Here is a 22,578-nt window from a genome sequence, read left to right as displayed (position 1 = left end):
TCCATCCGGTAGCCTCCGAATCCGTGACGCACGACGCTCCGGCACGACGCTCCCTGCGCTCGATGCCTCTTTCCGATCGCAGAATCGCCGTGACGCAACGGGATACGATGGCGGATGAAGGCCGTCCCACCTCGATTCGATGAGCCTGACCAGCGATTGGCTTTTCTACACCGTGATCGCCGCAGCCCTCGCCGCGGTTATGGTCACTTTGTCGGCCTGGAATTCGGTGCGCGGCCCGCGCCCGGTGCGCTGGCTGACACGACTGCTGATGATCGGCATGTGCCAGGCGACCGCGGTCGCGGTACTGGGCCTGTGGGTCAACGACAACTTTGCTCTCTACAGCTCATGGAACGACCTACTCGGCGAACCGGCCGCCGACGACACCGCACCGGACGGGGCAACCGGCACCGCCGTCTTCCACGACCTCGGCGACAGGGTCAGCGCCGCTGAATACCGCGGCCCGCGGTCGCGCCTTCGGGGACGGGTGCTGGTCTGGACGCCACCGCAATACGACCAACCCGAGTACCGCGGCGCGCGTTTCCCGGTGATCATGTTGTTGCACGGAGTTCCCGGAACGCCGCAAGCATGGATCAAGGGCGGCCGCGTCACCACCGAGCTAGCGGAGATGATGCGCAAAGGTCAACTGGCGCCGGCGATTCTGGTCATGCCGCGGGTCGATCCCGGCGGAAATACCGACTGTGCCGACATCCCCCGCGGCGCGCAGACCGCGACATGGCTGTCCCAGGACGTGCGCAATCTGATCATCGGCAATTTCCGGGCGATCGGCGAAGCCTCCGGGTGGGCGATGGCCGGGGACTCGACCGGCGGCTTCTGCGCGATCACGTTGCCACTGCGGTATCCGGCACAGTTCGCCACCGGACTCGCATTCAGCCCCGACGACTTTCGCGGCGATCCCGATGTGGTGCCCAGCCGAACGCTGCGTCGACTCAACGACCCGATTCGCCTTGTCGGCACCGGAGCACCGGTGGCGCTACGGGTCGCGACAAGCCGCCGCGACCCGTCCAGCACACCTGCCAATGCCCGAGCGCTGGTCGACGCCGCGAAGGCGCCGACGCAGGTCGCGCCGCCGCTGATCGTCGATGACGGCGGCCACAATTGGGGGACCTGGCGGGCGATGTATCCGAAAGCGTTCGGCTGGGTGAACACTCATCTGAGTCCACCACGAAAGCCGGCCGCGCCCGCCGCCCTGTCCATCCCCCGGCCCGGCACCACCGGGCCGCCGCAACAGCGCCAGCCCTGTCCGTCGACATGTTCTCAGCATTGAAATCTGCACTGCCGCAGTCGATACGGATGGCGTCACCGTCCCGGTTCTGTATGCAAGACCGAGAGCAGGTCTTCGTGGTTCACCCAGCCGATCACGGCGGTGTGGTCGGCATCGACCACGGGAAGTCCTGTGCCGCCATGACCCGCGAGGGCGATGACGATGTCGTGGAAACAGGTGTCGGCGGCGATCGGCGACAACTCCCGCACCAACGGGGCCAGGGTGGCCGGAGGTCCGGGCAGGTCGAGGGATTCGGCGACCTCGCGCGCGGACACACATCCGCGATAGCGCCCGGTCTCGTCGAGAACCGGAAGAATCCCGCCGGGGTTGCGCTCGAGCGCGGTCGCGGCCGTTGCGAGATCGCTTGTCTGCCACAGGGGTTGCGGGATAGGTCGGGCGAGGTCGGCCGCCGTCACCGTCGCGAACGGATGGCGAGGGCGATCGATATCGACGCCGCGACGCAGCAGTTTTCGGGTGTAGATGGTGTCTTTCGACAATAGCCGCGACACGGCTGCGGCCATTGCGACGGCGGCCATCAGGGGCAGGATGATGCGGTACTCGCCGGTGAGCTCGAACAGGATGATGACCGCCGTGATGGGAGCGCGGGTCGCGCCGCCGAGCGCTGCGGCCATCCCGACCAAACCGTACGCACCGGGGGATTCCGTTGCGCCGGGCAGGATTTGGTGCGCGATATCACCGAATGCGGTACCGGCCATCGCGCCGATGAACAATGTGGGCGCGAAGACTCCGCCGGAGCCGCCGATGCCGATCGTGAGGCCGGTGGCCACCATCTTCCCGGCCAGTAGCAGTGCCAGCATGCCGAGTAGGTACTTGCCCTCGACCGCGTTTTCCAGCACGGGATATCCGACCCCGTACATTTGTGGCAGGGCGATGAGCAGTCCGCCTAGCAGCAGTCCGCCGACGGCGGGACGCGCCCATTCGGGACCGCGCCAGGCCCAGTCGCACAGATCCTCGATCAGGTACAGCACCTTCGAGAAGCACACGCCCACGATCCCCACCGCCACGCCGAGTAACAGGTATAGCGGGTATTCGACAGGATTGCGGACCGCGAAGACCGGCAGGGTCAGAAACGCCTGGTCGCCGAGGACGGCCCGGCCCACCACGCTCGCGGTTACGCTGGACAGCACGATCGCGCCGAAGGATTCGGCGGCGAAGTCGCGCAGGATCAGTTCCATGGCGAAAAACGGCCCGGCCAGCGGTGCGTTGAAGGTCGCGGCGATACCGCCCGCGGCGCCGCAGGCCACCAGCAGTCGCATACGTTGAGTATCGAGCCGAATTACCTGTGCGATGGTCGATCCGGCGGCCGATCCGATCTGCACGATCGGCCCTTCCCGGCCCACCGAGCCGCCCCCGCCGATACACAGTGCCGAGGCCAGCGCCTTGAGCACGACCACCTGCGGCGCGATGTGTCCGCCGCGTTCGGCCACCGCGTACATCACCTCGGGCACACCATGCCCGCGCGTTTCCGGCGCGAACCGGTACACGATCGGCCCGTAGATCGCACCGGCCGCGACCGGGGCCAGCAGCAGGAACCAGCAGCCGAGTCCGGGCCAATGGGCCGAGGCGATCCGGCCGAGCCCGGAGTAGTCGTCGTAACCGGTGAACAGGCGGGTAGCCGCGGTGATCAGGAACCGGAACGCCACCGCCGCGACGCCTGTCACCGCGCCGACGCCGACCGCCATGACCAGGACCCCCGACGAACTCTCCCGCAGCCAGCCCTGAAACATCCGGCGCGAGCCGAGAGAGATTCGGAGCCTGCCCTGCTTGGCCCCGTCGAGCAACGCCATGCATGCAGTATGCAATAGTTGCCGTGTACATGACACCTGGGTCGCGGCATCCGTGACCGACGACACCCCCACCCGAGGTCGGTTGATCAGACGAGTACCGGGGTCGTCGAAGGCTCGGTCTCCGGACCGAGCTTGTTCACGGGCGTGTCGGCGTCGATGCGGCCGCCCCGACGGCTGTGGCGACGGTGTGACCACTGCAGCAGGCCCAGACCCAACAGTCCGGCCAGGGCGGTGGCGATGCCGATCTTCCAGCCCGGCGGCCGCCAGGCCACGATCAGGTCGCCATCGCGGGTGCCCGGCGGGATGTCCACGGCGACAAAGGTATTCGCGACGGTGCCGAAGCCGATGTCGTGCCCGTCGAGCGTGACGCGATAGCCGGGCCAGGCCAGGCGGGCGAATACCAGCCGCCCACCTTCGGCCGAGTCGACTCGCAGGTGGCTGCTGACACTGTCGCGGCCGACCTGGGTGAAGGTGACACCCTGCGCGTCGGCGGGACCCGCACTGGTGGAGATCGGGCCGTTCTCGCGTTCGAGCACCCAGATGTCGCGTTCGTGACCCCGGTAGTCGACCCATTTCCACCCAGGTGGGGCGGGATGGTTGCCGATGTCGGGGTACTGGGCGCGTTGCAGCACCACACGATCCACCTTCATCAGGTCGATATAGGTTCGCCCGGTGGACGGTTCGACCGAGAAGGCCGCGCCGAACGCGGCCGGGCAGGTGCTGCCGTCCCAGCCCATGCACAACAGCTTGCTGAACTTCCGGTAGCCGATCGGGGTGTAGGCGTTGACGTATTGCAGCCCCATGTTCTTGGCGTAGTTGCCGAACGCCAGCGAACCCCAGGCCCGGTCGAGGTTCTGTTCGGCGGGCGGCACCAGGGCACGGTCGCCGAGTTGTAATGTGACGCCGTAGAAATGCGGGAACGCGGCGCGCATGTCCGAACGCCGCTGCGGGAAGTGATACGACAGCGGCGTGGGCGCTTGTGTGGTGACCTGGTAGTAGGCGATAGGGAACATGGCCGCTATGGCCAGCACGCAGGCCGCGGCCACGCCGCGGGTGCGCGCCAGCCATACCAGGGCCGCGGTGAGCACGGCCACAACCACGACCGCGCCCAGATGCCGCAGCACCAGATGTGGTGCCGCGCTGAAGGATCGGACGAACAGCAACCCGATCAGCACTGCGGCCGCGATGCCGCGGCGTCGCCAGTCGGCGAAACTGCCGTACCGCGACAGCAATACACACACCAGCACCAGCAGGCCGACCGCCAGCATGGGCAGCACTCGGGCGGGCCAGCGCAACGGCCCGATACGGCCGGGACCGGCGGTCCACATCAGGAACATGAGCGCGAACAGGGCCGCCCCGGCGAACTCGCGCCACGACCGCCGTACTGCGGCCCAATCGATGAAAGCCAGCAAGGGAATCAGGAACCAGGCGATGTAGACCATCGGGATCGGCTGCACATATCCCCACCAGCCGGTGAAAGCCGGAACCGTGCTGGGCAGACTGGCATTCAGCGATTCCGACCAACCCACGTTCAAGAAATCGTCGTTGAGGACACGCTCATTGCCGCGCCACGTCACCGACGAGGAAAGCATCCCCGGCAGATAGGTTTCCAATCCCGCCAATCCCGCACAGGCCGCCACCGCCAGCAGCCGCAGCGAAGGCCCCCATGCACGCCGGTACACCACCTCCCCGACAACCACCGCCACGATCATCAGCGCGGCCTCGACCGCAGGAAAAACGTATTGGACCGAGATCGCCAGGTACAGGAACACGAAGACCGGAATCGGCCCGTTCCACCAGCGGCTGGCGTCCGGCTCGACACGCACGTACCGCACCGCCGAGGCCCATGCGTGCAACATCCACGCGGTACCGGTGAGCGAAGTGGCCCAACTGGATTCGTCGAAGAACAGGAACCATCCCGACAGCGGGAAAGCCACGCCCGCCACCGCGGCCCACGGCGTGCGCGCCCCATAGGCCAGGCACACCCGAAATACGCCCAACGCGGCAATGATCGAGAAGATCAGCTTCACGACCGTCACATACAGCGCCAGGTTGTCCACTTCCGGCGCGAACCAGTCCACCAGCAACTGCGGCGGGTTGTAGAGCCCCGCCTCCTCCATGGAGTAGTTGCCCGACATCCACTCCCACGGCACCAATGCCGGGAACCGCCCTTGATGCAGGTGCCGTCCCAGCATGACCCACATGGGCCCGTATTGCGATTCGGTGTCGTCGGTATAGAAGTGGCGCGGATTGGCCAACAGCACCGACGCATACCCCGCGACCACGCCGACGACGGTGACGAATCCCCACCGGCACACGTCCATTCGAGCCCCGGGCGATGTGCGAACTACCACGAGTCGTGGACCCTACCCGATAAAGGCAGTATGCAACAGTTGCGAGTTGCCTGAGTTCTGTCCCGGCGCGACCGCGATACGGATACCCGCGAACAGGGTGCGCGCGGCACGATAGAAAGATAGGTGCACACAGAATCGGCGGAGGCGGTCGCGATGGCGAAAGAAGCAGTGGTCGGAGAGTCGGCCGACGAGATCACCGATGCGCTGCTGGCCGCGTCCCGATTGCTCGTCGCCCTGTCCGCACGCTCGATCGCACTCGTCGACGAATCCATCACCATCCCGCAGTTCCGGACACTGGTGATCCTGTCGACCCGGGGACCGTCGAAGGTCGTCACGCTCGCTCAATCGCTCAACGTTCAGCCGTCGACGGCGGCCCGCATGGTCGACCGACTGGTCACCGCGGGGCTGGTGAATCGCAAACCGAATCCCGATTCGCGCCGCGAGCTGATCATCGAGTTGACCACGCTCGGGCATCGTGTCGTCGACCGGGTGACCGCCCATCGACGGAGCGAGATCGCCACCGTCGTGGAACGGATGTCCGAGCGGGACCGATCCGGGCTGGTGCGCGCGCTCACCGCGTTCACCAATGCGGGCGGCGAACCCCAGGTCGGGTTCGACATCGACAGTTATCAACTCTGATCGAGAGCATCCGATCCGACGACGAGCGGCGCCATACCTATGGGCCGGAGCGCGAATTGGCGGGCGTCTCATAGCGGGCGCGCCGGGAGGACCACCGGCTGGCCCGCGGTGTTGTCAGCCGGGCGCCACGGCCAGCCGTAAACCGACAATATCGCGGGGTCTGTGGGCCAACGACATCGCTATCGTGCGAAAAGCATTCGCCGCGTCGGTATTCGGATCGGCTTGCACGATCGGAGTGCCGAGGTCGCCGGTGGTGCACACAGCCGGATCGAACGGGATCTGGCCGAGCAGAGGACAGCTTGCGCCGAGGATCTCGGTGAGCCGTTCGGCGACCATCGCCCCACCGCCCGTGCCGAACAGCGCCAGGCGTGCGCCATCCGGCGCGTCGAACCAGGACATATTCTCCACGACGCCGACGACCCGTTGTCTGGTCTGCGCCGCTACCGCGCCGGCTCGTTCGGCGATCCGGGCCGCCGTCTGCTGAGGTGTCGTGACGACCACCAGTTCCGCGGTGGGCAGGAGTTGGGCGAGCGAGATCGCGATATCGCCTGTCCCGGGTGGCAGGTCGACCAGCAGGATGTCGAGATCACCCCAGTAGACGTCGGCCAGGAACTGCTGCAGTGCGCGGTGCAGCATCGGGCCGCGCCAGACGACGGGCTCGTTGCCTTCGACGAACATACCGATCGATATCACCTTCACCCCATTCGCGATGGGTGGCATCAGCATTCGATCCACCTGGGTGGGACGAGCCGCCAAGCCGAGCATGGCGGGGATGGAGTGGCCGTGGATATCCGCGTCGAGGACGCCGACGCGGAGGCCGCGGTCGGCCATGGCGGCAGCGAGATTGACGGTGACACTGGATTTTCCGACGCCACCCTTGCCCGATATGACGCAATAGACGCGGGTGAGCGAACCGGGCCGAGCAAAGGGAATCGTCGGTTCGTCGCCGCGTACCTTCTTGCGCAATATGGTTCGCTGCTCGTCGGTCATGACACCGAATTCGACGGTGACCGCGGCGGCGCCCGGAATGTCGAGCACGGCATCTCGGACCTCGCGCGATATCCGGTCACGCAGTGGGCAGGCCGCGACGGTGAGCCGGATCTCGACGGTCACCCGGTTGTCGGTGTCGATGGTGAGATCGCCGACCATGTCGAGTTCGGTAATGGGACGGTGGATTTCGGGATCCTCGACCAGGCTCAACGCCTGCAGGATTCGCTCGGTGGTCAGTGGCTGGATCGATGTGGACGGCATAGCGCGACCTGGCTTTCCTAAGGAACACAATTCGGCAGCGGGACAATTCGGCGCTGGAGCGGTTCAGCGGCGTCCGAGACCGACGTGGAGCATGTCGGCGCGCTCCACAACCTTGACGCGCTCACGCCCCTCGATCTCGCCGAGGGCACGCTCATGCGCGTCGAGCCGGTACCAGCCCTGCCATGTGGTGAAGCTGATCGACTTGGACCGGAGGAACTCGACGACCGATGAGGGATCGGGATCGGTTGCTCCCGAGAGGTTCTCGCGATCGTCGAGCAGGCACGCCACAGTCTCGTTGGCGTCACCTTTGGTGTGGCCGATCAGCCCGATCGGGCCGCGTTTGATCCAACCGGTGACATACACTCCTGACAGATGACGCGCGGTTTCGTCGGTATCCTGGTTGATCAGCACGCGCCCACCCTCGTTCGGTACCACGCCCGCCCGGTCGTCGAACGGCAACTCGGGGAGGCACTGCGAGAGGTAGCCGACGGCACGGTAAACGGCCTGGACGCGCCATTCCTTGAATACGCCGGTGCCTTCGACATTTCCGGTGCCATCGAGCCGGGTGCGCTCGGTGCGCAGGCCGACGACCTGGCCGTCCGCCCCGAGGATCTCGGCGGGTGATTCGAAGAAATGCAGGAACAGCTTGTGCGGCCGGTCGCCGATATCGCGGATCGCCCACTGCTCCACCGTATTCGCCACCATGTCCACCTGTTTCGACTGTCGCCGCGCGGTCTCCGAACCTGCGTCGTAGTCGATGTCCTCGGGATCGACGATGACCTCGATGGTCGGCGAATGGTCGAGTTCACGTAGTTCCAGGGGGGTGAACTTGGCCTGGGCCGGTCCACGGCGTCCGAAGACATGCACCTCGACGGCCTTGTTGGCCTTCAACCCGTGGTAGACGTTCGGCGGGATTTCGGTCGGCAGCAGTTCCTCGGCCGTCTTGGCGAGTATTCGCGCCACGTCCAGCGCCACATTGCCGACGCCGAGGACGGCGACTTTCTCGGCCTCCAGCGGCCAGTCCCGCGGCACATCCGGATGTCCGTCGTACCATGACACGAAGTCCGCCGCACCATAGGAGCCATTCAGATCGATACCGGGAAGATCCGGCGCGCGATCGGTATCGGCCCCGGTCGCGAAGATCACGGCGTCGTAGAAGATCCGGAGGTCATCGAGGGTGACGTCGATGCCGTAGTCGACATTGCCGAACAGTCGAACCTGCGGCTTGTCGAGCACCCGGTGCAGAGCGGTGATGATGCCCTTGATCCGGGGGTGGTCCGGGGCGACGCCGTAGCGGATCAGCCCGAACGGCGCGGGCATGCGTTCGAACAGGTCGATCGAGACGTCCGTATCCGACACCGACTTCATCAACGCGTCGGCGGCATAGATACCGGCCGGTCCCGCGCCCACAATCGCCACGCGCAGTGGTCGTTTCGAACCGCTCATGGCTGATATGCCTGCACGAATGTCGTGTCGATGCCGACCGCGCCGAGTTTCGCCGCGCTCCCCGGCGACCCCAGCGCGGCGACGCGGCCCGGCAGCGGCTCATCGAAGAACCTGGCGTTCTCGGCGATGAACGGCCGCTGCTCGACGGGTACGTCGGCATCGAGATAGATCGCCTCGACGGGGCAAACTGGCTCGCACGCACCGCAATCCACACATTCGGTGGGTTGGATATAGGCCATGCGCTCGCCGGTGTAGATGCAGTCGACCGGGCATTCCTCCACGCACGCCCGATCCATCACATCGACGCAGGCCGCGCCGATGACGAAAGTCATGATGCCTCCTCGGTATTCGCGGCGGCCAGTTCGGCGTCTTCGCCGAGTGCCGCCAGGATTTCGTACCGCCTGCGCGCGAATTCGGGTTCGAATCGCGCACCGGGCGCGCGCGGGTTGTCGATCGTGACGATCCGTTGGATCCGCGCGGGGCGCGGGGTCAGCAGCACGATCCGGTCGGCGAGCAGCAATGCCTCATCGACGTCGTGAGTGACGAACAGGACAGTGGTGCGGTGCCGCTGCCACACCGAAATCAGCAGCCGCTGCATATCGGCTCGGGTCTGCGCGTCCAATGCCCCGAAGGGTTCGTCCATGAGCAGTACCCGTGGTTGGGTGGCCAGGGTGCGGGCCAATTGAACCCGCTGACGCATACCGCCGGACAACGCGCCGGGCAGGTGGTCGCCGAAACCATCCAGCCCCACCTGGTCAAGTAATTCGAGTGCTTCGGCGCGTCGTCGGCCGCGATTCACCCCGCGCAGCTTCAAGGCGAATTCGACGTTCTTGCGAGCGGTACGCCACGGCAACAGTGCGTCCTCCTGAAAGACCATCGCGCATTGTTCGCCACTGCCGCCGTCCACCTCCGCGGTGCCGCCGACCGGCTGCAATAATCCGGCCATGGCCCGCAGGATGGTGGATTTGCCGCATCCCGACGGCCCGAGCAGGACCACGATTTCGCCGCCGTCTATGTCGAGATCCACTTCGGCGGTGAGTATTTCGTCGTAGGCGATGCGCAGTCCGCGCATGCGCACCGCCGCGCCCGCGTTCATCGCGCCGCCCTGGGCAGCCAACGGTTGACCCGGCGTCCGGTCATTTCGACCAGCCACGCCGTGGCCCAGCCGAGCAGTCCGATCGACAGCATGCCGACCACGACCCCCGGATAGTCGAGCAGGCCGTAAGACTGCCAGGTGAAGTATCCGATGCCGAACTGTCCGGAAATCATCTCGGCGCTGATCACACAGATCCAGGCGACGCCCATCGCCACCGACAAACCGGAGAAGATGCCGGGTAGCGCACCGGGTAGGGCGATTCGGAACAGGATCTCCCACCGACTGGCGCCGAGGGTATGCGCGGCTTCCTCCCATACTCTCGGCAGCGCGTGCATGGCGTGGATCGTGCTGACCGCCACCGGGAAGAACGCCGCGAAGAAGGTGATGAACACGATCCCCTGCTCCCCCGTCGGAAACAGCAGAATCGCCAACGGCACCAGCGCGATCGCCGGAATCGGCCGGAATACCTCCAACACCGGCCGGATCAACGCACTGACCAACCACGAACGACCGATCGCCATACCGATCAGCACGCCGGCCCCGGTCGCGAGTCCGAATCCGATCAGGATCCGGCGCATGCTGGAAATGATGTTGCTGTAGTAGGAGCGGGTGCCGAGCTGGATCCGGAAGGAGTCGTAAACCTCTGCCGGGGTGGGGATCTTATCGAAGCGTAGCCAGAACACCACGTGATTGGCAGTGAGCAGATACCACAGAAGTACCAGCGCTGCCAACGGCACCATGGTCAGCGCTGCCGTGCGCAGCCGCTCCGGGAGCCGACCGTAGCCGTACCAGCGGCGATACCGCGCTGCGCTGGTGATGTCGGAAGGTGTTGTCGGGATGAGGGATATCGGTTCCGCGGATACCGTCATGTCGAGCCTCCTGGTCTCGTGTTCGTGCTCGCTGCTATCGAGCGAGCAACGCCGCCTGGTAGTCGATGACGGCACTACCGGGATGGGCGTTGGCATAGGACTTGGCATCGGCCGCGATCGCGAACGGCCGCAGCCGTTCATCGGGCCCGACCGCCGGATCGCGCACCCAGGTGGCGGTGGCCGCGAAGATGCGGACGCCCGATGCGGTGTCGGGCACGTAGGCGGCGCGGGTTTCGATGCCACGCTGGGCGATCAGGCGGAGCAGACAGGCCGGGGTCTTGGCGACCGCGGTGGTCTGCTCGCCCTTGAACCACACCTCCGACGCGGTCGCCGGGTTGTCGACGGCACCGCCGCAGACGGTGTCGGTACCGACCAGCGGGCTCGGTGCGGTCGTCGAAGCGCGCTGGGCGTCATAGTCCGCCCCGTACAGCGCCCGCACATAGGTGTCGTTGACGAACTCGCCGAGATCCAGATCAGCCAGGGCGCCGAGTCCCTTCAGGAACGGCAGCAGCGTGCCGAGCGCGTCGACCTCTTGTGACTTGATGGTGGGGTCGAAACTCACCAGCCCGTTGGGACCGTTGTAGAGGTAGACCACCTCCGCCGGTATCCCGGTGATCTCGGCGACGCGCTGCGCGGCGGCCAGCGGATTGTGGTTGAGATAGTCGGAGGTTTCGCGCTGGGCCGCCAGGAAGGCGTTGACGATCTCCGGATTGTCCGTGTCGAAGCGTTTGTTCGCGACCACCGCGTGGAAGGTCGGGATGTTGGCGTTACCGCCGTCATAGAGCAGTCGCGCCTTGCCGTCGAAGACGAGCTTCTGCGGCCAGGGCACGAATTGCGCCAACGCGGATACCTGGTCGCCCTGCAGTGCCGACGCTCCGACCGCGGGGTCCTGGCCGAGCAGCTTCACATCGTCCAAGGTCAGTCCCGCACCGGACAGACCGGTGGCGAGCATGCCATGCGCGGCCGAACCGACGCTGGTCGAGACGACCTTGCCGCGCAGATCGGTCAGAGTGGCGGCGGGTGAATTCACTGGCACGACAATCTGATTCAGCGATCCACGCAGGTTGTAGCCGGTCACTGCGATCAGCTCGGACCTGATGTCGTCGTGGCCGCGGGTCTTCGATCCGTTGACGAGGATGGGTGCATCACCCATCGAGCCGATATCCACTTGGCCGGCGAGCATCTGCGCGGTCAGTGGCGGTCCGGCGGCGAAGTCCTTCCATTCGACCTTGTAGGTCACCCCTATCGGCTTCCCGAGCTCGGCCAGCTTCGCTTCGAAGGTGCCCCGATCGCGCAGCAGCGTGCCCGCGGTGACGGTATTGATCGTCTTGGACTGGTATCCGATACTGACCGTGACGGTCTTGCCGTCATTCGCCGAGCCGCAGCCCGCGACGACCGTCGCGGCGGTCGCGACGCCGAGCAACAGTGCGACCGAACGCTGGGTCTTCCCGCGTGGTGTCCTCATTGTGATGTCCTCCGCCCGCGGTCAGCGCAGCAAATAGGGGATGTTGACGGTCACGGCCCCGACCGGGCAGCGCGCGGCGCACGGGCCGCAGTACCAGCATTCGTCGACGTGCATGTACGCCTTGCCGGAGTCGGGGTGGATCGCGAGTGAATCCAGCGGGCACATATCGACGCACAGCGTGCAGCCGTCGATACATTTGACTTGATCGACGGTGACGGGCACGTCGATTCGAGTGTTGACCTGGGCCATCAGATTTCCTTTCCAGAGTTGGCAATGCCGATGCGGGCGAAGGCGCGGACATCGGCGTCCGGGTCTTCCATGGCCGAGCGCAGCGCAGTGGCGACCTCGGGCCGTTCGGCGATCCGCTCGGCGAGCGCGCGCACGGCGGCCTTGCGGACATCGAGGTTGTCGTCGGTAACGACCGAGATCAGGTGCGGTGCGGCGATTTCCGGATCGGCGACGGCAAGTGCGATCGCCGCGCCCTGGCGGACCTGCCAGGCGGGATCGTCGATGGCCGCGGCGGCGATGGCCGCCGCCTCGTCACCACAGCCGGTTTGCGCCAATCCGGTCAGCGCGGCGGCGCGGACCAATGGGTCGGTATCGCGGGCCAATCCGATCAGGGTGCTGGCGCCTCGTGGATCTCCCACTGCCGCTATACCTTTGGCGACTGCGATGCGGACCAGCTGGGCCGGGTCCGCGGCGGCCGCGTCGAGTTCACGCAATGCGTCCACCGAGGTCAGTCCGCCGACGACGGTCCGACGCACCTCGGCATTCGGATCAGCGAACCATCCGAAAAGTTCGGCCGCGTCGCTGCGGCGGTGCCGCCACAGCGCCTCGATCGCCGCCGACCGCACCGCGGGTTCGGCAGCGAATACGCAATCACGCAGTGCCGCATCGAATTCCGCGCCCGGAACGAGTACCTCGAGCAGTTCGGTCAGCAAGCCGATGGCAGCGTGACGCACCGTCACGTCGGAATCGGACAACCCCGCCGCGATCAACGGCGAGGCCTGCTCCCACTCCTCGGTGGTCTCACTGAGCACCGAGAGCGCGGTACGCCTGACCTCCGGATCCGGGTCGGTGAGAAAGGGGTGCAGCTCTTCGAGTTCGGGCCACTCCTCGGCCATGTCCATCAGCCGCAACAGTCGCGTACTCATCTGCCGCCCCAGGCGTCGACCAGTACCGGAGCGGCGACATCGGCGACACCATCCGGGCGGACGAAACCCGGCACCGGCACGATGTACGGCGCGACCGGCCGGGTGGTGAACTCCATCGCGCCGGACTCACCACGGAACAAGTTGAGATGGCAGAACCATTCGGCGTCATCGCGCTGCGGCCAGTCGGCGCGCTGATGGTAGAGCCCCCATCGGCTTTCGGTGCGCCGCAGCGAGGCACGCGCGGCCATCTCGGCGCAATCGCGGATGAACGTCACCTCCGCACAGCGCATCAACTCGTGCGGTGTGTGCGCGCCCATCTGCGCGATATCGCCGTGCATGCGCTCGAACGACTCCAGGCCGAGGGTCAGATACCGCTGTGCCTTGGGCGGTTGCAGATAGTCGTTCACGAAGCGACGCAGCTTGTATTCGACCTGCTGTTGCGGCGGCCCGTCCGGATTGCTCAGCGGCCGGTAGATGAGCGCGTGCGCGGCCTCGATCTGATCCTCGGGCAACTCCGGACGCATTGCGCCCCTGGCGTATTCGCTCGCACTCTGCCCCGCGATATCGCCGTAGACAAAGGCCCCGATCATGTAGTTGTGCGGGACCAGCGCCATATCCCCCGCTGCGTACAGCCCGGGCACCGTCGTCGCGGCATACTCGTCCACCCAAACTCCGGAAGCGGAATGTCCACTGCACAAGCCGATCTCGGAAATGTGCATCTCGATATCGCTGGTTCGATAGTCGGTGCCGCGCCCCGCGTGGAAGGTGCCTCGGGTCGGGCGCTCGGTGGTGTGCAGGATGCCCTCGATCTGCTGGATCGTGGCATCCGGCAGATGGCTGAGCTTCAGATAGATGGGCCCGCGCGCACTGTCGAGTTCCCGTTTGACCTCCGCCATCATCTGCCCGGACCAGTAGTCGCAATCCACGAAACGGTTGCCCTCGGCGTTGACCTGATAGCCGCCGAAGGGATTCGCGACGTACGCGCAGGCCGGGCCGTTGTAATCCTTGATCAGCGGATTGATCTGGAAACATTCGATACCGGACAGTTCCGCACCCGCGTGATAGGCCATCGCGTAGCCGTCGCCGGCATTGGTCGGATTCTCGTAGGTGCCGTATAAATAGCCGCTCGCGGGCAAGCCGAGCCTGCCGCAGGCGCCGGTGGCGAGGATAACCGAGCCCGCCGAGATCGTGACGAATTCACCGGTGCGCGTATCGAATCCGACCGCACCGACCGCACGCCCGCCGACCGTGAGCACCCGGACAGGCATCACTCGATTGCTGATCGTCACCTTGGCACGCACGTCGCGGGCGCGCAGGGTGCGATAGAGCACCTTCTTCACATCGCGCCCCTCCGGCATCGGCAGCACATAGCTGCCGGAGCGATGTACCTTGCGCACGGCGTATTCACCGTGCTCGTCCTTCTCGAACTTGACTCCATAGCTCTCCAGCCGCTGCACCATCTCGAAGCCGCGCGTGGCGGTCTGATAGACGGTGCGCTGGTTGACAATTCCGTCGTTCGCGACGGTGATGTCGGCGACATAGTCCTCGGGGCTGGCCTTGCCGGGGACCACCGCGTTGTTCACGCCGTCCATCCCCATGGCCAGCGCGCCGGAGTGCCGCACATGCGCCTTCTCCAGCAGCAGGACATTCGCGCCTTGTTCAGCCGCGGTGAGTGCGGCCATCGTGCCTGCGGTGCCGCCGCCGACAACGAGGACATCGCAGCTCAACTCCCGGCGCTGCGCGACAGGTGGGATATCCATGGACATCGGAGATCAACCCCTTTCGTTCGGTTCGGTCACACCGCGATTCGGTGTGACCGGGATGCGGTGCAGTCGGCCCGACAGCGAGAAGCGGTCACCGCGATAGCGGACGTATTCGAGGTCGATGGGCCGACCGGAGTCGGTGTAGGTGAGCCGTTCCAGGAACAACAGCGGCGAGCCGGGCCGGACCTCGAGCAGCTCAGCGACGGTCGGATCGGCCGCGACGGCTTCGATGGAGACCGCCGCGGAGCCGAGCGGCAGCCCGAGTTCGGCCTCCAGCAAACCGAATACGTCACATCCGGTCAGGTCCAGATCCAGCAGCGGCGCACCGACATCGGCGGTCAGATACGAGGCGTCCAGGGAGAGTGGGGCGCCGTCGAGGTAGCGGATCCGCTCCAACGCCACCACCGGTGTCGCCGGTTCGAGCTCCAGCCGCTCGGCCACGATCGGCGTCGCGGGCACGACCTCGGCGAGCAGTACCCGGTTGACGACGCGATCGCTGCCGGTTTCGAACGTCTCGGCCAAGCCGCGCAACCGGTCCAGCCCCTGCACCGCCTTATCCGAGACGACGAAGGTGCCCGCGCCCGGAACCCGGTCGACCAAACCCTCATCGCGCAGCAACGCCAACGCGTCGCGCACGATATTGCGGCTGGTAGCGAAGTCCGCGGCCAACTGCGCCTCCGCCGGTAACGGACGATTGCCGTAGACGCCGCTGCGGATGCGCGCCCGCAGAATGTCGCTGATGCGGCGCGCCGGTGCCGAACGCCTACCAGCGCTGTAACGCGTGACCCGCGTGACCGACGAATCACCGCCGGCGATGCGCCGATCCGGGATGCCCGTCTGGGTCTGATGTCCCGAGTACGTTCTGCCTGTCATGCCGCAAATGCTGGAAACCGATGATTACGCGCGACGCTCCCCGCGATTACCAGATGGTTACGCCAGTTAGGATCCGCGATGCAAGCCTGTCACCTGCGCAAATGCTGGCCGAGCTCGGTGTATCACCAGCCGGTCGAGGTGACCGATCCCATCCGCATGGCATATTCGACCAGGATCTCGGCCGGGCCGGTGGGCGGGGTCCGGCGGCGCCAGATGGCGCGGAACTTGCGGGTCAAGATCACCGGGGGCGCCAGCTGGACCTCCACGAGCGCACCCGTCGACAAGGCGGGCGCGGCGATCAACCGGCTCAGCACCGCAGGCGCGACACCACTGCACGCGGCCGCGGTGATCGCCACCGCGGAGCCGAGTTCCGCCGCCGGCGCCGCCGGCTGACCCGCCGTGCTGAGTATCTCCCAGACGGTCTCCCTGGTCCCCGATCCCTGTTCACGCCACAGCAGCGCCGTGCCGGCTAGCTCACTCAGGGTCACCGGTTCGCGGCGCAGCGCCCACGGATGTTTCGGCGCGACGACCACGACCAAGTCATCCGCTCCGAGCACCCGATTGCCGAGACCGTGCGGCGGATGCGGCCCCTCCACGAAGCCGAGGTCCGCCTCGCCATCGCGGACCAGTGTCACGACCTGCCGGGTGTTCTCCACTTCCAGCGCCACTAGCACATCCGGACAGGCGGCACGCAACGCATTGAGCCACTGCGGAATCCGATGATCGGCGATCGTCTTCGAAGCCGCGACGCGCAGCCGCGGAACATCGATGGCCTGCAACGCGGCCATACCCGCGACCAGAGACCGGGCAGCAGCAAGCACCGGCAGGGCGTGACCGACGACCACTCGGCCCGCGTCGGTCAGTACCGAACCGGTCGGACCGCGGTCGAGCAATCGCACCCGCGCGCGACGTTCCAGCGCGCTGATCCGCATACTCGCGGCAGGTTGGGTGATGCCGTGGCGTCGTGCGGCCGCCCCGAGACTGCCCAGCTCCGCAACGGAGACCAGCAGGTCGAGCACGTCCAGATCGGGCGTTCCCGGCGGCAAGGTCATTGCCCGATTATGGGCGGATCATCGGGTCGCGGCATGTCCAGACCCATCAGCATCGCTGATGAGCTGCTTGCGGATCGTGGTCTACCGGCGGAGCAACCGGGCCGTGATCGTGAGAAATATGACCTGGTTACGCCGAAATCTTCCCGGGATCCTGCTCGGCGCCGCGGTCGCCGGTGCCGCCACGGGGTCGGGCCGGGTGTTACCGATGGTGGGCGCGCCGATCATCGCCTTGTTCGGCGGAGCCGTGATCGGTGCCCTCCGACGTCGATCGGTGATGGACACCGGGATGTTCGCGCCCGGTCTCGCACTGATACGTCAACGATTGCTCGGCATCGCGATCGTGCTGCTCGGTCTCGGGTTGCCCGTGGGGTCGGTGCTCACCGTGGGACGGCAGACCGCCACGGTGTTGATCGGCACACTGATCGTCGGAGCGGTCGCCGCACTCGTCGTCGGCAGAATGCTTGCGCTGGACCGCGACTCGGCGACGCTGGTCGCAGTCGGGACGACGATCTGCGGCGCGTCCGCGATCGCCGCAGCCACCGCGGTCATCAAGCCGGACAAAGAGCGGGTCGCATACGCGCTCGGCACGATCTTCATCTTCAATATCGTTGCGGTACTCATGTATCCGCCTCTCGGGCGGTTGCTCGGATTGTCCCAAGAGGCGTTCGGTCTCTGGGCGGGTACCGCCATCAACGACACCTCGTCGGTATTGGCGGCAGGCGTGATATTCGGCTCAGCGGCAGCGCATTTCGCGGTGATCGTCAAACTCGTCCGCAGTCTCATGATCGTCCCGATGTGCTTGGGCCTGCATCTCACCCGCCGCAGCTCAGGCAGCGCGAAAACCCCACTCCTGCAGAGCTTCCCGCTCTTCGTGGTGCTGTTCCTCGCCGCATCGGTCATCTCCGGCCTCGGCATCGTGCCTCGCTCCTGGACCGCAGCACTCGGGCAGCTCAGCGCCTGGCTCGTCGCCGCCGTCCTCGCCGCAATCGGCACCTCCCTCACCTGGCGACAGCTCCGCACCGCCGGCGCACGACCACTACTGTTCGGCGGCACCCTCGCCGTGATACTGGCGGTCAGCAGTCTCGCACTCCTGACCGCCACCGGCTGGCGTTGATCCGGCCGGTCAACCTTCACACGACCTACGCACCGAGGAAACCGCCGCTTCGTGCGCGCCCGGCTCGGTCCCCGAGATCACCAGCGCATCCGTCCCAGTGGCCTCGCTCGGATTTCATCGGCTACCCCCATCCGCTCCGCGATCTGCGTGGCCGGTCGGAAAAGATCTACAGCGTGGCCGCCTGTCTTGCGCGGCGCCGTCGCGCGTTCGATAACAGTGACGTCGAATCCGTACCGGTTGAGCCAGTAGTCGAGCGCGAGTCCGGCGATGCCGGCCTCGGAAATCAGACTGCGCGTCGGTGCACCTCGGTCATCGAACTCATAGGCTCCCCGCGGCAGCCCAGATGCGATCTGGCACCTCCTCAACCAGTCTCGGACCGAATCGAGCGCTACCCTCCGCGCCCACGGTTTGCCCAACTGGCGTTTTTACGGCATCTTTACGGGTGGTGCGCCGGGAAGTCTGGTCGGCAACCCGGCCCGGTCGGCGGGTCGGGCGGTCCGGCGAAGGGGTGACTCATGAGGCTCGCGCGGGCAGGCGCGACCGCGACCGTTGATCGTGGCGATATCGACAACGGATATGTGTCGGTGGAAGCTCGGACGGTCGTATCGTGCTGGTGTGCACGCAAGTCAAATGGCCGAGGACTACCCGTCGGTGACCAAGGACTCCGACGCGTTGGCCGCGGCGAAGCTGCTGGCCGAGCATCGGCTGCCGGGCATCGTGGTCACCGACCGCGACCAAGTGCCCCAGGCCGTACTGCCAGCGTCGCAGGTGGTGCGGTTCCTGGTACCGGGATATGTCCAAGACGACCCGTCGCTGGCCGGGGTACTATCGGAATCGGCGGCCGATCGGGTCGCGGAAGCATTGCGCGGCAAGACCGTTGGGCAACTGCTCCCGGAATCGAAACCCAAACCCGTCCTGCCGGTGGCCCACGCCGACGACACCGTGATCGAAGTCGCCGCGCTGATGGCCCGCTGCCGATGCCCGCTGATCGCGGTGGTCGACGGAACACGAATGATCGGCGTGATCACCGCATCACGGCTCCTTCAGGTGGCGCTCGCCGCCACGTGAACGGTCGCCCGCGCGGGAGTAGCCGACGATGACCGCCATCGCGGTCACCGCATTCGCAGTGGCGTATCTGCTCATCGCCACCGAACGCATCCACAAAACCAAAGCCGCCCTCGGCGGCGCGGCGGTGATCCTCGGGCTCGGGGTGCTCGATTCCGGGGAGGCATTCTTCTCCCACGACACCGGAGTCGACTGGGATGTCATCCTGCTGCTGTTCGGGATGATGATCATCGTCGGGGTACTGCGCCAAACCGGCGTCTTCGAATACACCGCGATCTGGGCGGCCAAGCGCGCCAAGGGATCCCCGGTGCGCGTGCTGATCCTGCTGACTCTGATCACCGCTGTCGCTTCGGCGTTTCTGGACAATGTCACCACCGTGCTGTTGATCGCCCCGGTCACCCTGCTCGTGTGCGACCGACTCGGGATCCGCGCCGCACCGTTCCTGATCGCCGAAGTATTCGCCTCCAATATCGGTGGCGCCGCCACCTTGATCGGCGACCCACCCAACATCATCATCGCCAGCCGAAGCGGGTTGTCGTTCAACGCTTTCCTGGCGCACATGACGCCGATCGTGGTGCTGGAACTGGTGGTGTTCACCCTGGTGCTTCCGAGACTGTTCCGCGGCTCCTTCGACGCCGACCCCGAACGGATCACCGATGTGATGGCACTGGACGAACGCGAAGCCATCCGCGACCACCGACTCCTGATCGAATGCGGCCTCGTACTGCTCGCGGTGTTCACCGGATTCGTGGGTCACTCGGTCCTACATGTTGATCCCTCGGTCGTCGCGTTGCTCGGCGCCGGAGTGCTGGTGCTGATCTCCGGCACCGAGCCCACCGACTATCTGTCCGGGGTCGAATGGGAGACGTTGCTGTTCTTCGCCGGACTGTTCGTGATGGTCGGCGCACTGGTCAAGACCGGTGTGGTGGAGACGATGGCACGCTGGGCCACCCACGCCACCGGCGGTAACGCGCTGGTGGCGGTCATGGTGATTCTCGTGGTGTCGGCGCTACTGTCCGGGATCATCGACAACATCCCGTACGTGGCCACGATGAGTCCACTGGTCGCCGACCTCGCGGCCGGAATCGACAGCCCCGGGCACACCGACGCCCTGTGGTGGTCGCTGACCCTGGGCTCGGATTTCGGTGGGAATCTGACCGCGGTCGGCGCCAGCGCGAATGTGGTGATGCTCGGCATCGCCGCCCGCGCCGGGGCACCGATCTCGTTCTGGGAATTCACCCGCAAGGGCGCGGTCGTCACCGCCCTCACCATCGCGGTCGCCGCGCCGTACCTGTGGTTGCGCTACTTCGTATTTGCCTGACAACAAGGGAGAAACCATTGTTCGTAACGCTGCGCGATCAAAGCGGAGCGGAGCTCAACCACGTCACCATGGCGCTGGGCTGGGACCCCGTCCGCACCAGCCGCTGGTTGCGCTCACGGTCGGTCGACATCGACCTGAACGCGGCGGCGCTGCTGTTCGCCGCCGACCAGATCGTCGATGTCGTCTACCACGAACAACTCAGCTCTCGCGACGGATCGGTACGGCACCTCGGTGACAGCACAACCGGGGAAGGCAAGGGCGACAACGAAATAATCGCCGTCGACCTGACCCGACTACCACCGGAGGTCACCACCATCGTCTTCATCGTCACCTCCTACTCCGGCCAGACCTTCGACCAGATCGAGAACGCGTTCTGCCGCCTGGTCGACGGCATGTCCGACACCGAAATCGCCCGCTACGACCTGACCGGCGGCGGGCCGCACACCGGGCTGGTCATGGGCAAACTGTTCCGCACGAACGAGGTGTGGCAGTTCGCCCCGATCGGCGAAGCCATCCGCGCACAACATCCCGTCGAAGCCATCCCCCAACTGCGGGCGTTCTTGACCTAGTCGCGACGGTCCAGCGCACGACCGACATGGCCTGCAAGAACAGTCCGACACACCGAAGATTCGGGGAGCATCAGCGTTGCGCCGCCGACGGTTGCTCAGTGTGCTGGGCGGTGATTCCCGAGATCAGGAGAAGAGCCGGGAAAAACCGGACTCGACAGATTTCCCCGCGAGGCAAGTGTCGCGAGTGGGTACTCTCCCGTTGGGCGTGGCCGAATCGCCAGTAACTCGAACATTGTTACGAATATCGCGCCGCTGCCACGAAGGAGCACTCGTCATGGCCGAGATCGCCGCAATGGCGCTGATTGGGACATTCGTTGGTCTCGCACTGCTGATACGAACCAAAAAACGCTCCCGAGATTAACCGATCCAACGGCTGTTCGAGTTCGTCGGCGCTTATCGGAACCAGCATCGGCTATCCGGGCGCGCAGAACATCGCCACGACGAAGATGGATTCGCATCGTCGAGGTAGGCTGCCTCGCCGTGGGCGCCACGCCTGCCTCGGAGGCAGACACACGCCAAACTCTGCAGCGTGCTCGCGCGTGACCGTGATCGAATACCCCCGAATCGTTCACGCACCCGACGGTGTGGCTGACCGCGACCTGGGCCGCGCGGTCGAGTGCCTCGAGCATGGAGGTAATGACTTGGCCCACAATGGTATTGAGCAAACACAACCGGAACATCCCGGCGCCGCCGGAAGGTGGTGGCTGTCGTGCTGATCGCACCGGTCATCCCACCACAAACACCCGTGCACGAACTCATCCACGCCATACGCACCGCACCACGACAGGTCGCCACACCCATCGACCCCTGCATCGTCTACAGCATGTGCACCCTCGGCACCGCCGGACGCATCCACGACCGCGCAGTACTGGACGCACTCGACTGGAGCAGCGGCACCCGCCTCGCAATCCGATGCGCCTACGACGGCATCCTGCTCGTCCACCACACCGATCTCGGCACCGCACACGTCACCGGCGCCTACTTTCGCATCCCCTTCCGGCAACGACGCCAAGCACACCTGGACATCGGCGACAAAGTCCTGCTCGCCGCCCACCCGGATCAACAGCAACTCGCGATCTACCCACCACCGATGCTGCACACGCTGTTCGGCAACCACCTGCGTTCACTGGAGTCATAGCCGATGACAACACAGGCCCGCACCGTCGCCGACCCGACAGCCATCGACGCCACCCGAATCCTGCTGTCGCAGATAGGCATCACCGCCACCGACCTCCTCACCGACACTCGGGCAGTACCCACCTTCGGCCAAGCCATCCCGAAACTGCGGGCCACCCTCACCCCTGGCACCCTGCGCACCTACAACACCCACCTCAACTGGCTCGAAACCACCTGGCACAACCACCCATTGGACCAAATCTCCAAAGCTGATCTCGACCACCGAGCCCACACCATACAAACCACCAGCAGCGCCAAACCCGGCGCACGCAACGGAAGGG

Annotated in this window: 20 protein-coding genes and 2 pseudogenes; 8 read left to right on the top strand and 14 right to left on the bottom strand. The window is 65.9% G+C overall.

What is annotated here, in order from left to right; genetic code table 11:
• Window positions 1-139: 139 nt before the first annotated feature.
• A complete protein-coding gene (locus NP3_RS43425; protein ID WP_063047524.1) occupies window positions 140-1,285 on the top strand; it encodes an alpha/beta hydrolase in 1,146 nt (381 codons plus the stop codon).
• Between the two features lie 32 nt (window positions 1,286-1,317).
• Here the strand turns inward: NP3_RS43425 and NP3_RS43420 are convergent, their stop codons facing one another.
• Window positions 1,318-3,090 (bottom strand): chloride channel protein, encoded by a 1,773-nt coding sequence (locus NP3_RS43420; RefSeq protein ID WP_063047523.1) that lies wholly within the window; start codon window positions 3,088-3,090, stop codon window positions 1,318-1,320.
• A gap of 86 nt (window positions 3,091-3,176) precedes the next feature.
• Entirely contained in the window at window positions 3,177-5,414 is a 2,238-nt protein-coding gene (locus NP3_RS43415; RefSeq protein WP_063047522.1) for a hypothetical protein, read from the bottom strand.
• A gap of 183 nt (window positions 5,415-5,597) precedes the next feature.
• On the opposite strand from NP3_RS43415, the gene NP3_RS43410 reads away from it, so the two are divergent.
• A complete protein-coding gene (locus NP3_RS43410; protein WP_063047521.1) occupies window positions 5,598-6,083 on the top strand; it encodes a MarR family winged helix-turn-helix transcriptional regulator in 486 nt (161 codons plus the stop codon).
• A 114-nt stretch (window positions 6,084-6,197) separates the two neighbouring features.
• Here the strand turns inward: NP3_RS43410 and NP3_RS43405 are convergent, their stop codons facing one another.
• The 11 genes from NP3_RS43405 to NP3_RS43360 form a co-directional block, all read right to left on the bottom strand.
• Window positions 6,198-7,334: an Mrp/NBP35 family ATP-binding protein gene (locus NP3_RS43405; protein WP_063047520.1), complete on the bottom strand. Its 1,137-nt coding sequence runs from the start codon at window positions 7,332-7,334 to the stop codon at window positions 6,198-6,200.
• Window positions 7,335-7,397: 63 nt separating this feature from the next.
• Window positions 7,398-8,780 carry an FAD-dependent oxidoreductase gene (locus NP3_RS43400; RefSeq protein WP_063047519.1) on the bottom strand — a complete coding sequence of 461 codons (1,383 nt, stop codon included), beginning with the start codon at window positions 8,778-8,780 and terminating at the stop codon, window positions 7,398-7,400.
• Complete coding sequence (fdxA, locus tag NP3_RS43395; protein WP_063047518.1) at window positions 8,777-9,112, bottom strand: ferredoxin; 336 nt, start codon at window positions 9,110-9,112, stop codon at window positions 8,777-8,779. Before fdxA ends, NP3_RS43400 begins: the two co-directional genes overlap by 4 nt.
• Window positions 9,109-9,876: an ABC transporter ATP-binding protein gene (locus NP3_RS43390; RefSeq protein WP_063047528.1), complete on the bottom strand. Its 768-nt coding sequence runs from the start codon at window positions 9,874-9,876 to the stop codon at window positions 9,109-9,111. The genes fdxA and NP3_RS43390 overlap by 4 nt, the downstream gene beginning before the upstream one ends.
• Complete coding sequence (locus NP3_RS43385; protein ID WP_084509656.1) at window positions 9,873-10,745, bottom strand: ABC transporter permease; 873 nt, start codon at window positions 10,743-10,745, stop codon at window positions 9,873-9,875. Before NP3_RS43385 ends, NP3_RS43390 begins: the two co-directional genes overlap by 4 nt.
• A 34-nt stretch (window positions 10,746-10,779) precedes the next feature.
• Window positions 10,780-12,210, bottom strand: a complete 1,431-nt coding sequence (locus tag NP3_RS43380; protein ID WP_063047517.1) for an ABC transporter substrate-binding protein — start codon at window positions 12,208-12,210, stop codon at window positions 10,780-10,782.
• A gap of 21 nt (window positions 12,211-12,231) precedes the next feature.
• The gene (locus tag NP3_RS43375) at window positions 12,232-12,459 is read right to left on the bottom strand and encodes a 4Fe-4S dicluster domain-containing protein (protein WP_063047516.1); all 228 of its coding nucleotides are present in this window, start codon (window positions 12,457-12,459) and stop codon (window positions 12,232-12,234) included.
• Window positions 12,459-13,364, bottom strand: a complete 906-nt coding sequence (locus NP3_RS51005; RefSeq protein WP_245721365.1) for a HEAT repeat domain-containing protein — start codon at window positions 13,362-13,364, stop codon at window positions 12,459-12,461. The genes NP3_RS43375 and NP3_RS51005 overlap by 1 nt, the downstream gene beginning before the upstream one ends.
• A complete protein-coding gene (locus NP3_RS43370) occupies window positions 13,361-15,124 on the bottom strand; it encodes a fumarate reductase/succinate dehydrogenase flavoprotein subunit (RefSeq protein ID WP_245721366.1) in 1,764 nt (587 codons plus the stop codon). Before NP3_RS43370 ends, NP3_RS51005 begins: the two co-directional genes overlap by 4 nt.
• A 12-nt stretch (window positions 15,125-15,136) precedes the next feature.
• Complete coding sequence (locus tag NP3_RS43365) at window positions 15,137-16,000, bottom strand: GntR family transcriptional regulator (RefSeq protein WP_084509655.1); 864 nt, start codon at window positions 15,998-16,000, stop codon at window positions 15,137-15,139.
• Between the two features lie 122 nt (window positions 16,001-16,122).
• Entirely contained in the window at window positions 16,123-17,052 is a 930-nt protein-coding gene (locus NP3_RS43360; RefSeq protein WP_063047515.1) for a LysR family transcriptional regulator, read from the bottom strand.
• A gap of 118 nt (window positions 17,053-17,170) precedes the next feature.
• Between NP3_RS43360 and NP3_RS43355 the strand changes: the two genes are divergently transcribed.
• The gene (locus tag NP3_RS43355) at window positions 17,171-18,166 is read left to right on the top strand and encodes a YeiH family protein (protein WP_063047526.1); all 996 of its coding nucleotides are present in this window, start codon (window positions 17,171-17,173) and stop codon (window positions 18,164-18,166) included.
• 83 nt (window positions 18,167-18,249) lie between these two features.
• Here NP3_RS43355 and NP3_RS51000 read toward each other — a convergent pair.
• Window positions 18,250-18,504: pseudogene (locus NP3_RS51000) on the bottom strand (hypothetical protein); the annotation flags it as partial.
• A 277-nt stretch (window positions 18,505-18,781) separates the two neighbouring features.
• Here NP3_RS51000 and NP3_RS43345 point away from each other — a divergent pair.
• The 5 genes and pseudogenes from NP3_RS43345 to NP3_RS43325 all read left to right on the top strand — a co-directional run.
• Window positions 18,782-19,234 (top strand): CBS domain-containing protein, encoded by a 453-nt coding sequence (locus NP3_RS43345; protein ID WP_063047525.1) that lies wholly within the window; start codon window positions 18,782-18,784, stop codon window positions 19,232-19,234.
• A 28-nt stretch (window positions 19,235-19,262) separates the two neighbouring features.
• Window positions 19,263-20,552 (top strand): ArsB/NhaD family transporter, encoded by a 1,290-nt coding sequence (locus NP3_RS43340; RefSeq protein WP_063047513.1) that lies wholly within the window; start codon window positions 19,263-19,265, stop codon window positions 20,550-20,552.
• 17 nt (window positions 20,553-20,569) lie between these two features.
• Window positions 20,570-21,121, top strand: a complete 552-nt coding sequence (locus NP3_RS43335) for a TerD family protein (protein ID WP_063047512.1) — start codon at window positions 20,570-20,572, stop codon at window positions 21,119-21,121.
• 709 nt (window positions 21,122-21,830) lie between these two features.
• Entirely contained in the window at window positions 21,831-22,259 is a 429-nt protein-coding gene (locus NP3_RS43330; RefSeq protein WP_157124937.1) for a hypothetical protein, read from the top strand.
• 3 nt (window positions 22,260-22,262) lie between these two features.
• Window positions 22,263-22,578, top strand: a pseudogene (locus NP3_RS43325) (site-specific integrase); the annotation flags it as partial.

The sequence above is a fragment of the Nocardia pseudovaccinii NBRC 100343 genome, assembly GCF_001613225.1.
Lineage (GTDB): Bacteria > Actinomycetota > Actinomycetes > Mycobacteriales > Mycobacteriaceae > Nocardia > Nocardia pseudovaccinii.
This window is presented reverse-complemented; position numbering and strand designations above follow the sequence as displayed.

Excerpts from the sequence above, each read along its gene's own strand:
- NP3_RS43425 (WP_063047524.1), top strand. The coding sequence starts at position 140 with ATGAGCCTGACCAGCGATTGGCTTTTCTACACCGTGATCGCCGCAGCC.
- NP3_RS43420 (WP_063047523.1), bottom strand. The coding sequence starts at position 3,090 with ATGGCGTTGCTCGACGGGGCCAAGCAGGGCAGGCTCCGAATCTCTCTC.
- NP3_RS43415 (WP_063047522.1), bottom strand. The coding sequence starts at position 5,414 with ATGGACGTGTGCCGGTGGGGATTCGTCACCGTCGTCGGCGTGGTCGCG.
- NP3_RS43410 (WP_063047521.1), top strand. The coding sequence starts at position 5,598 with ATGGCGAAAGAAGCAGTGGTCGGAGAGTCGGCCGACGAGATCACCGAT.
- NP3_RS43405 (WP_063047520.1), bottom strand. The coding sequence starts at position 7,334 with ATGCCGTCCACATCGATCCAGCCACTGACCACCGAGCGAATCCTGCAG.
- NP3_RS43400 (WP_063047519.1), bottom strand. The coding sequence starts at position 8,780 with ATGAGCGGTTCGAAACGACCACTGCGCGTGGCGATTGTGGGCGCGGGA.
- fdxA (WP_063047518.1), bottom strand. The coding sequence starts at position 9,112 with ATGACTTTCGTCATCGGCGCGGCCTGCGTCGATGTGATGGATCGGGCG.
- NP3_RS43390 (WP_063047528.1), bottom strand. The coding sequence starts at position 9,876 with ATGAACGCGGGCGCGGCGGTGCGCATGCGCGGACTGCGCATCGCCTAC.
- NP3_RS43385 (WP_084509656.1), bottom strand. The coding sequence starts at position 10,745 with ATGACGGTATCCGCGGAACCGATATCCCTCATCCCGACAACACCTTCC.
- NP3_RS43380 (WP_063047517.1), bottom strand. The coding sequence starts at position 12,210 with ATGAGGACACCACGCGGGAAGACCCAGCGTTCGGTCGCACTGTTGCTC.
- NP3_RS43375 (WP_063047516.1), bottom strand. The coding sequence starts at position 12,459 with ATGGCCCAGGTCAACACTCGAATCGACGTGCCCGTCACCGTCGATCAA.
- NP3_RS51005 (WP_245721365.1), bottom strand. The coding sequence starts at position 13,364 with ATGAGTACGCGACTGTTGCGGCTGATGGACATGGCCGAGGAGTGGCCC.
- NP3_RS43370 (WP_245721366.1), bottom strand. The coding sequence starts at position 15,124 with ATGGATATCCCACCTGTCGCGCAGCGCCGGGAGTTGAGCTGCGATGTC.
- NP3_RS43365 (WP_084509655.1), bottom strand. The coding sequence starts at position 16,000 with ATGACAGGCAGAACGTACTCGGGACATCAGACCCAGACGGGCATCCCG.
- NP3_RS43360 (WP_063047515.1), bottom strand. The coding sequence starts at position 17,052 with ATGACCTTGCCGCCGGGAACGCCCGATCTGGACGTGCTCGACCTGCTG.
- NP3_RS43355 (WP_063047526.1), top strand. The coding sequence starts at position 17,171 with ATGACCTGGTTACGCCGAAATCTTCCCGGGATCCTGCTCGGCGCCGCG.
- NP3_RS43340 (WP_063047513.1), top strand. The coding sequence starts at position 19,263 with ATGACCGCCATCGCGGTCACCGCATTCGCAGTGGCGTATCTGCTCATC.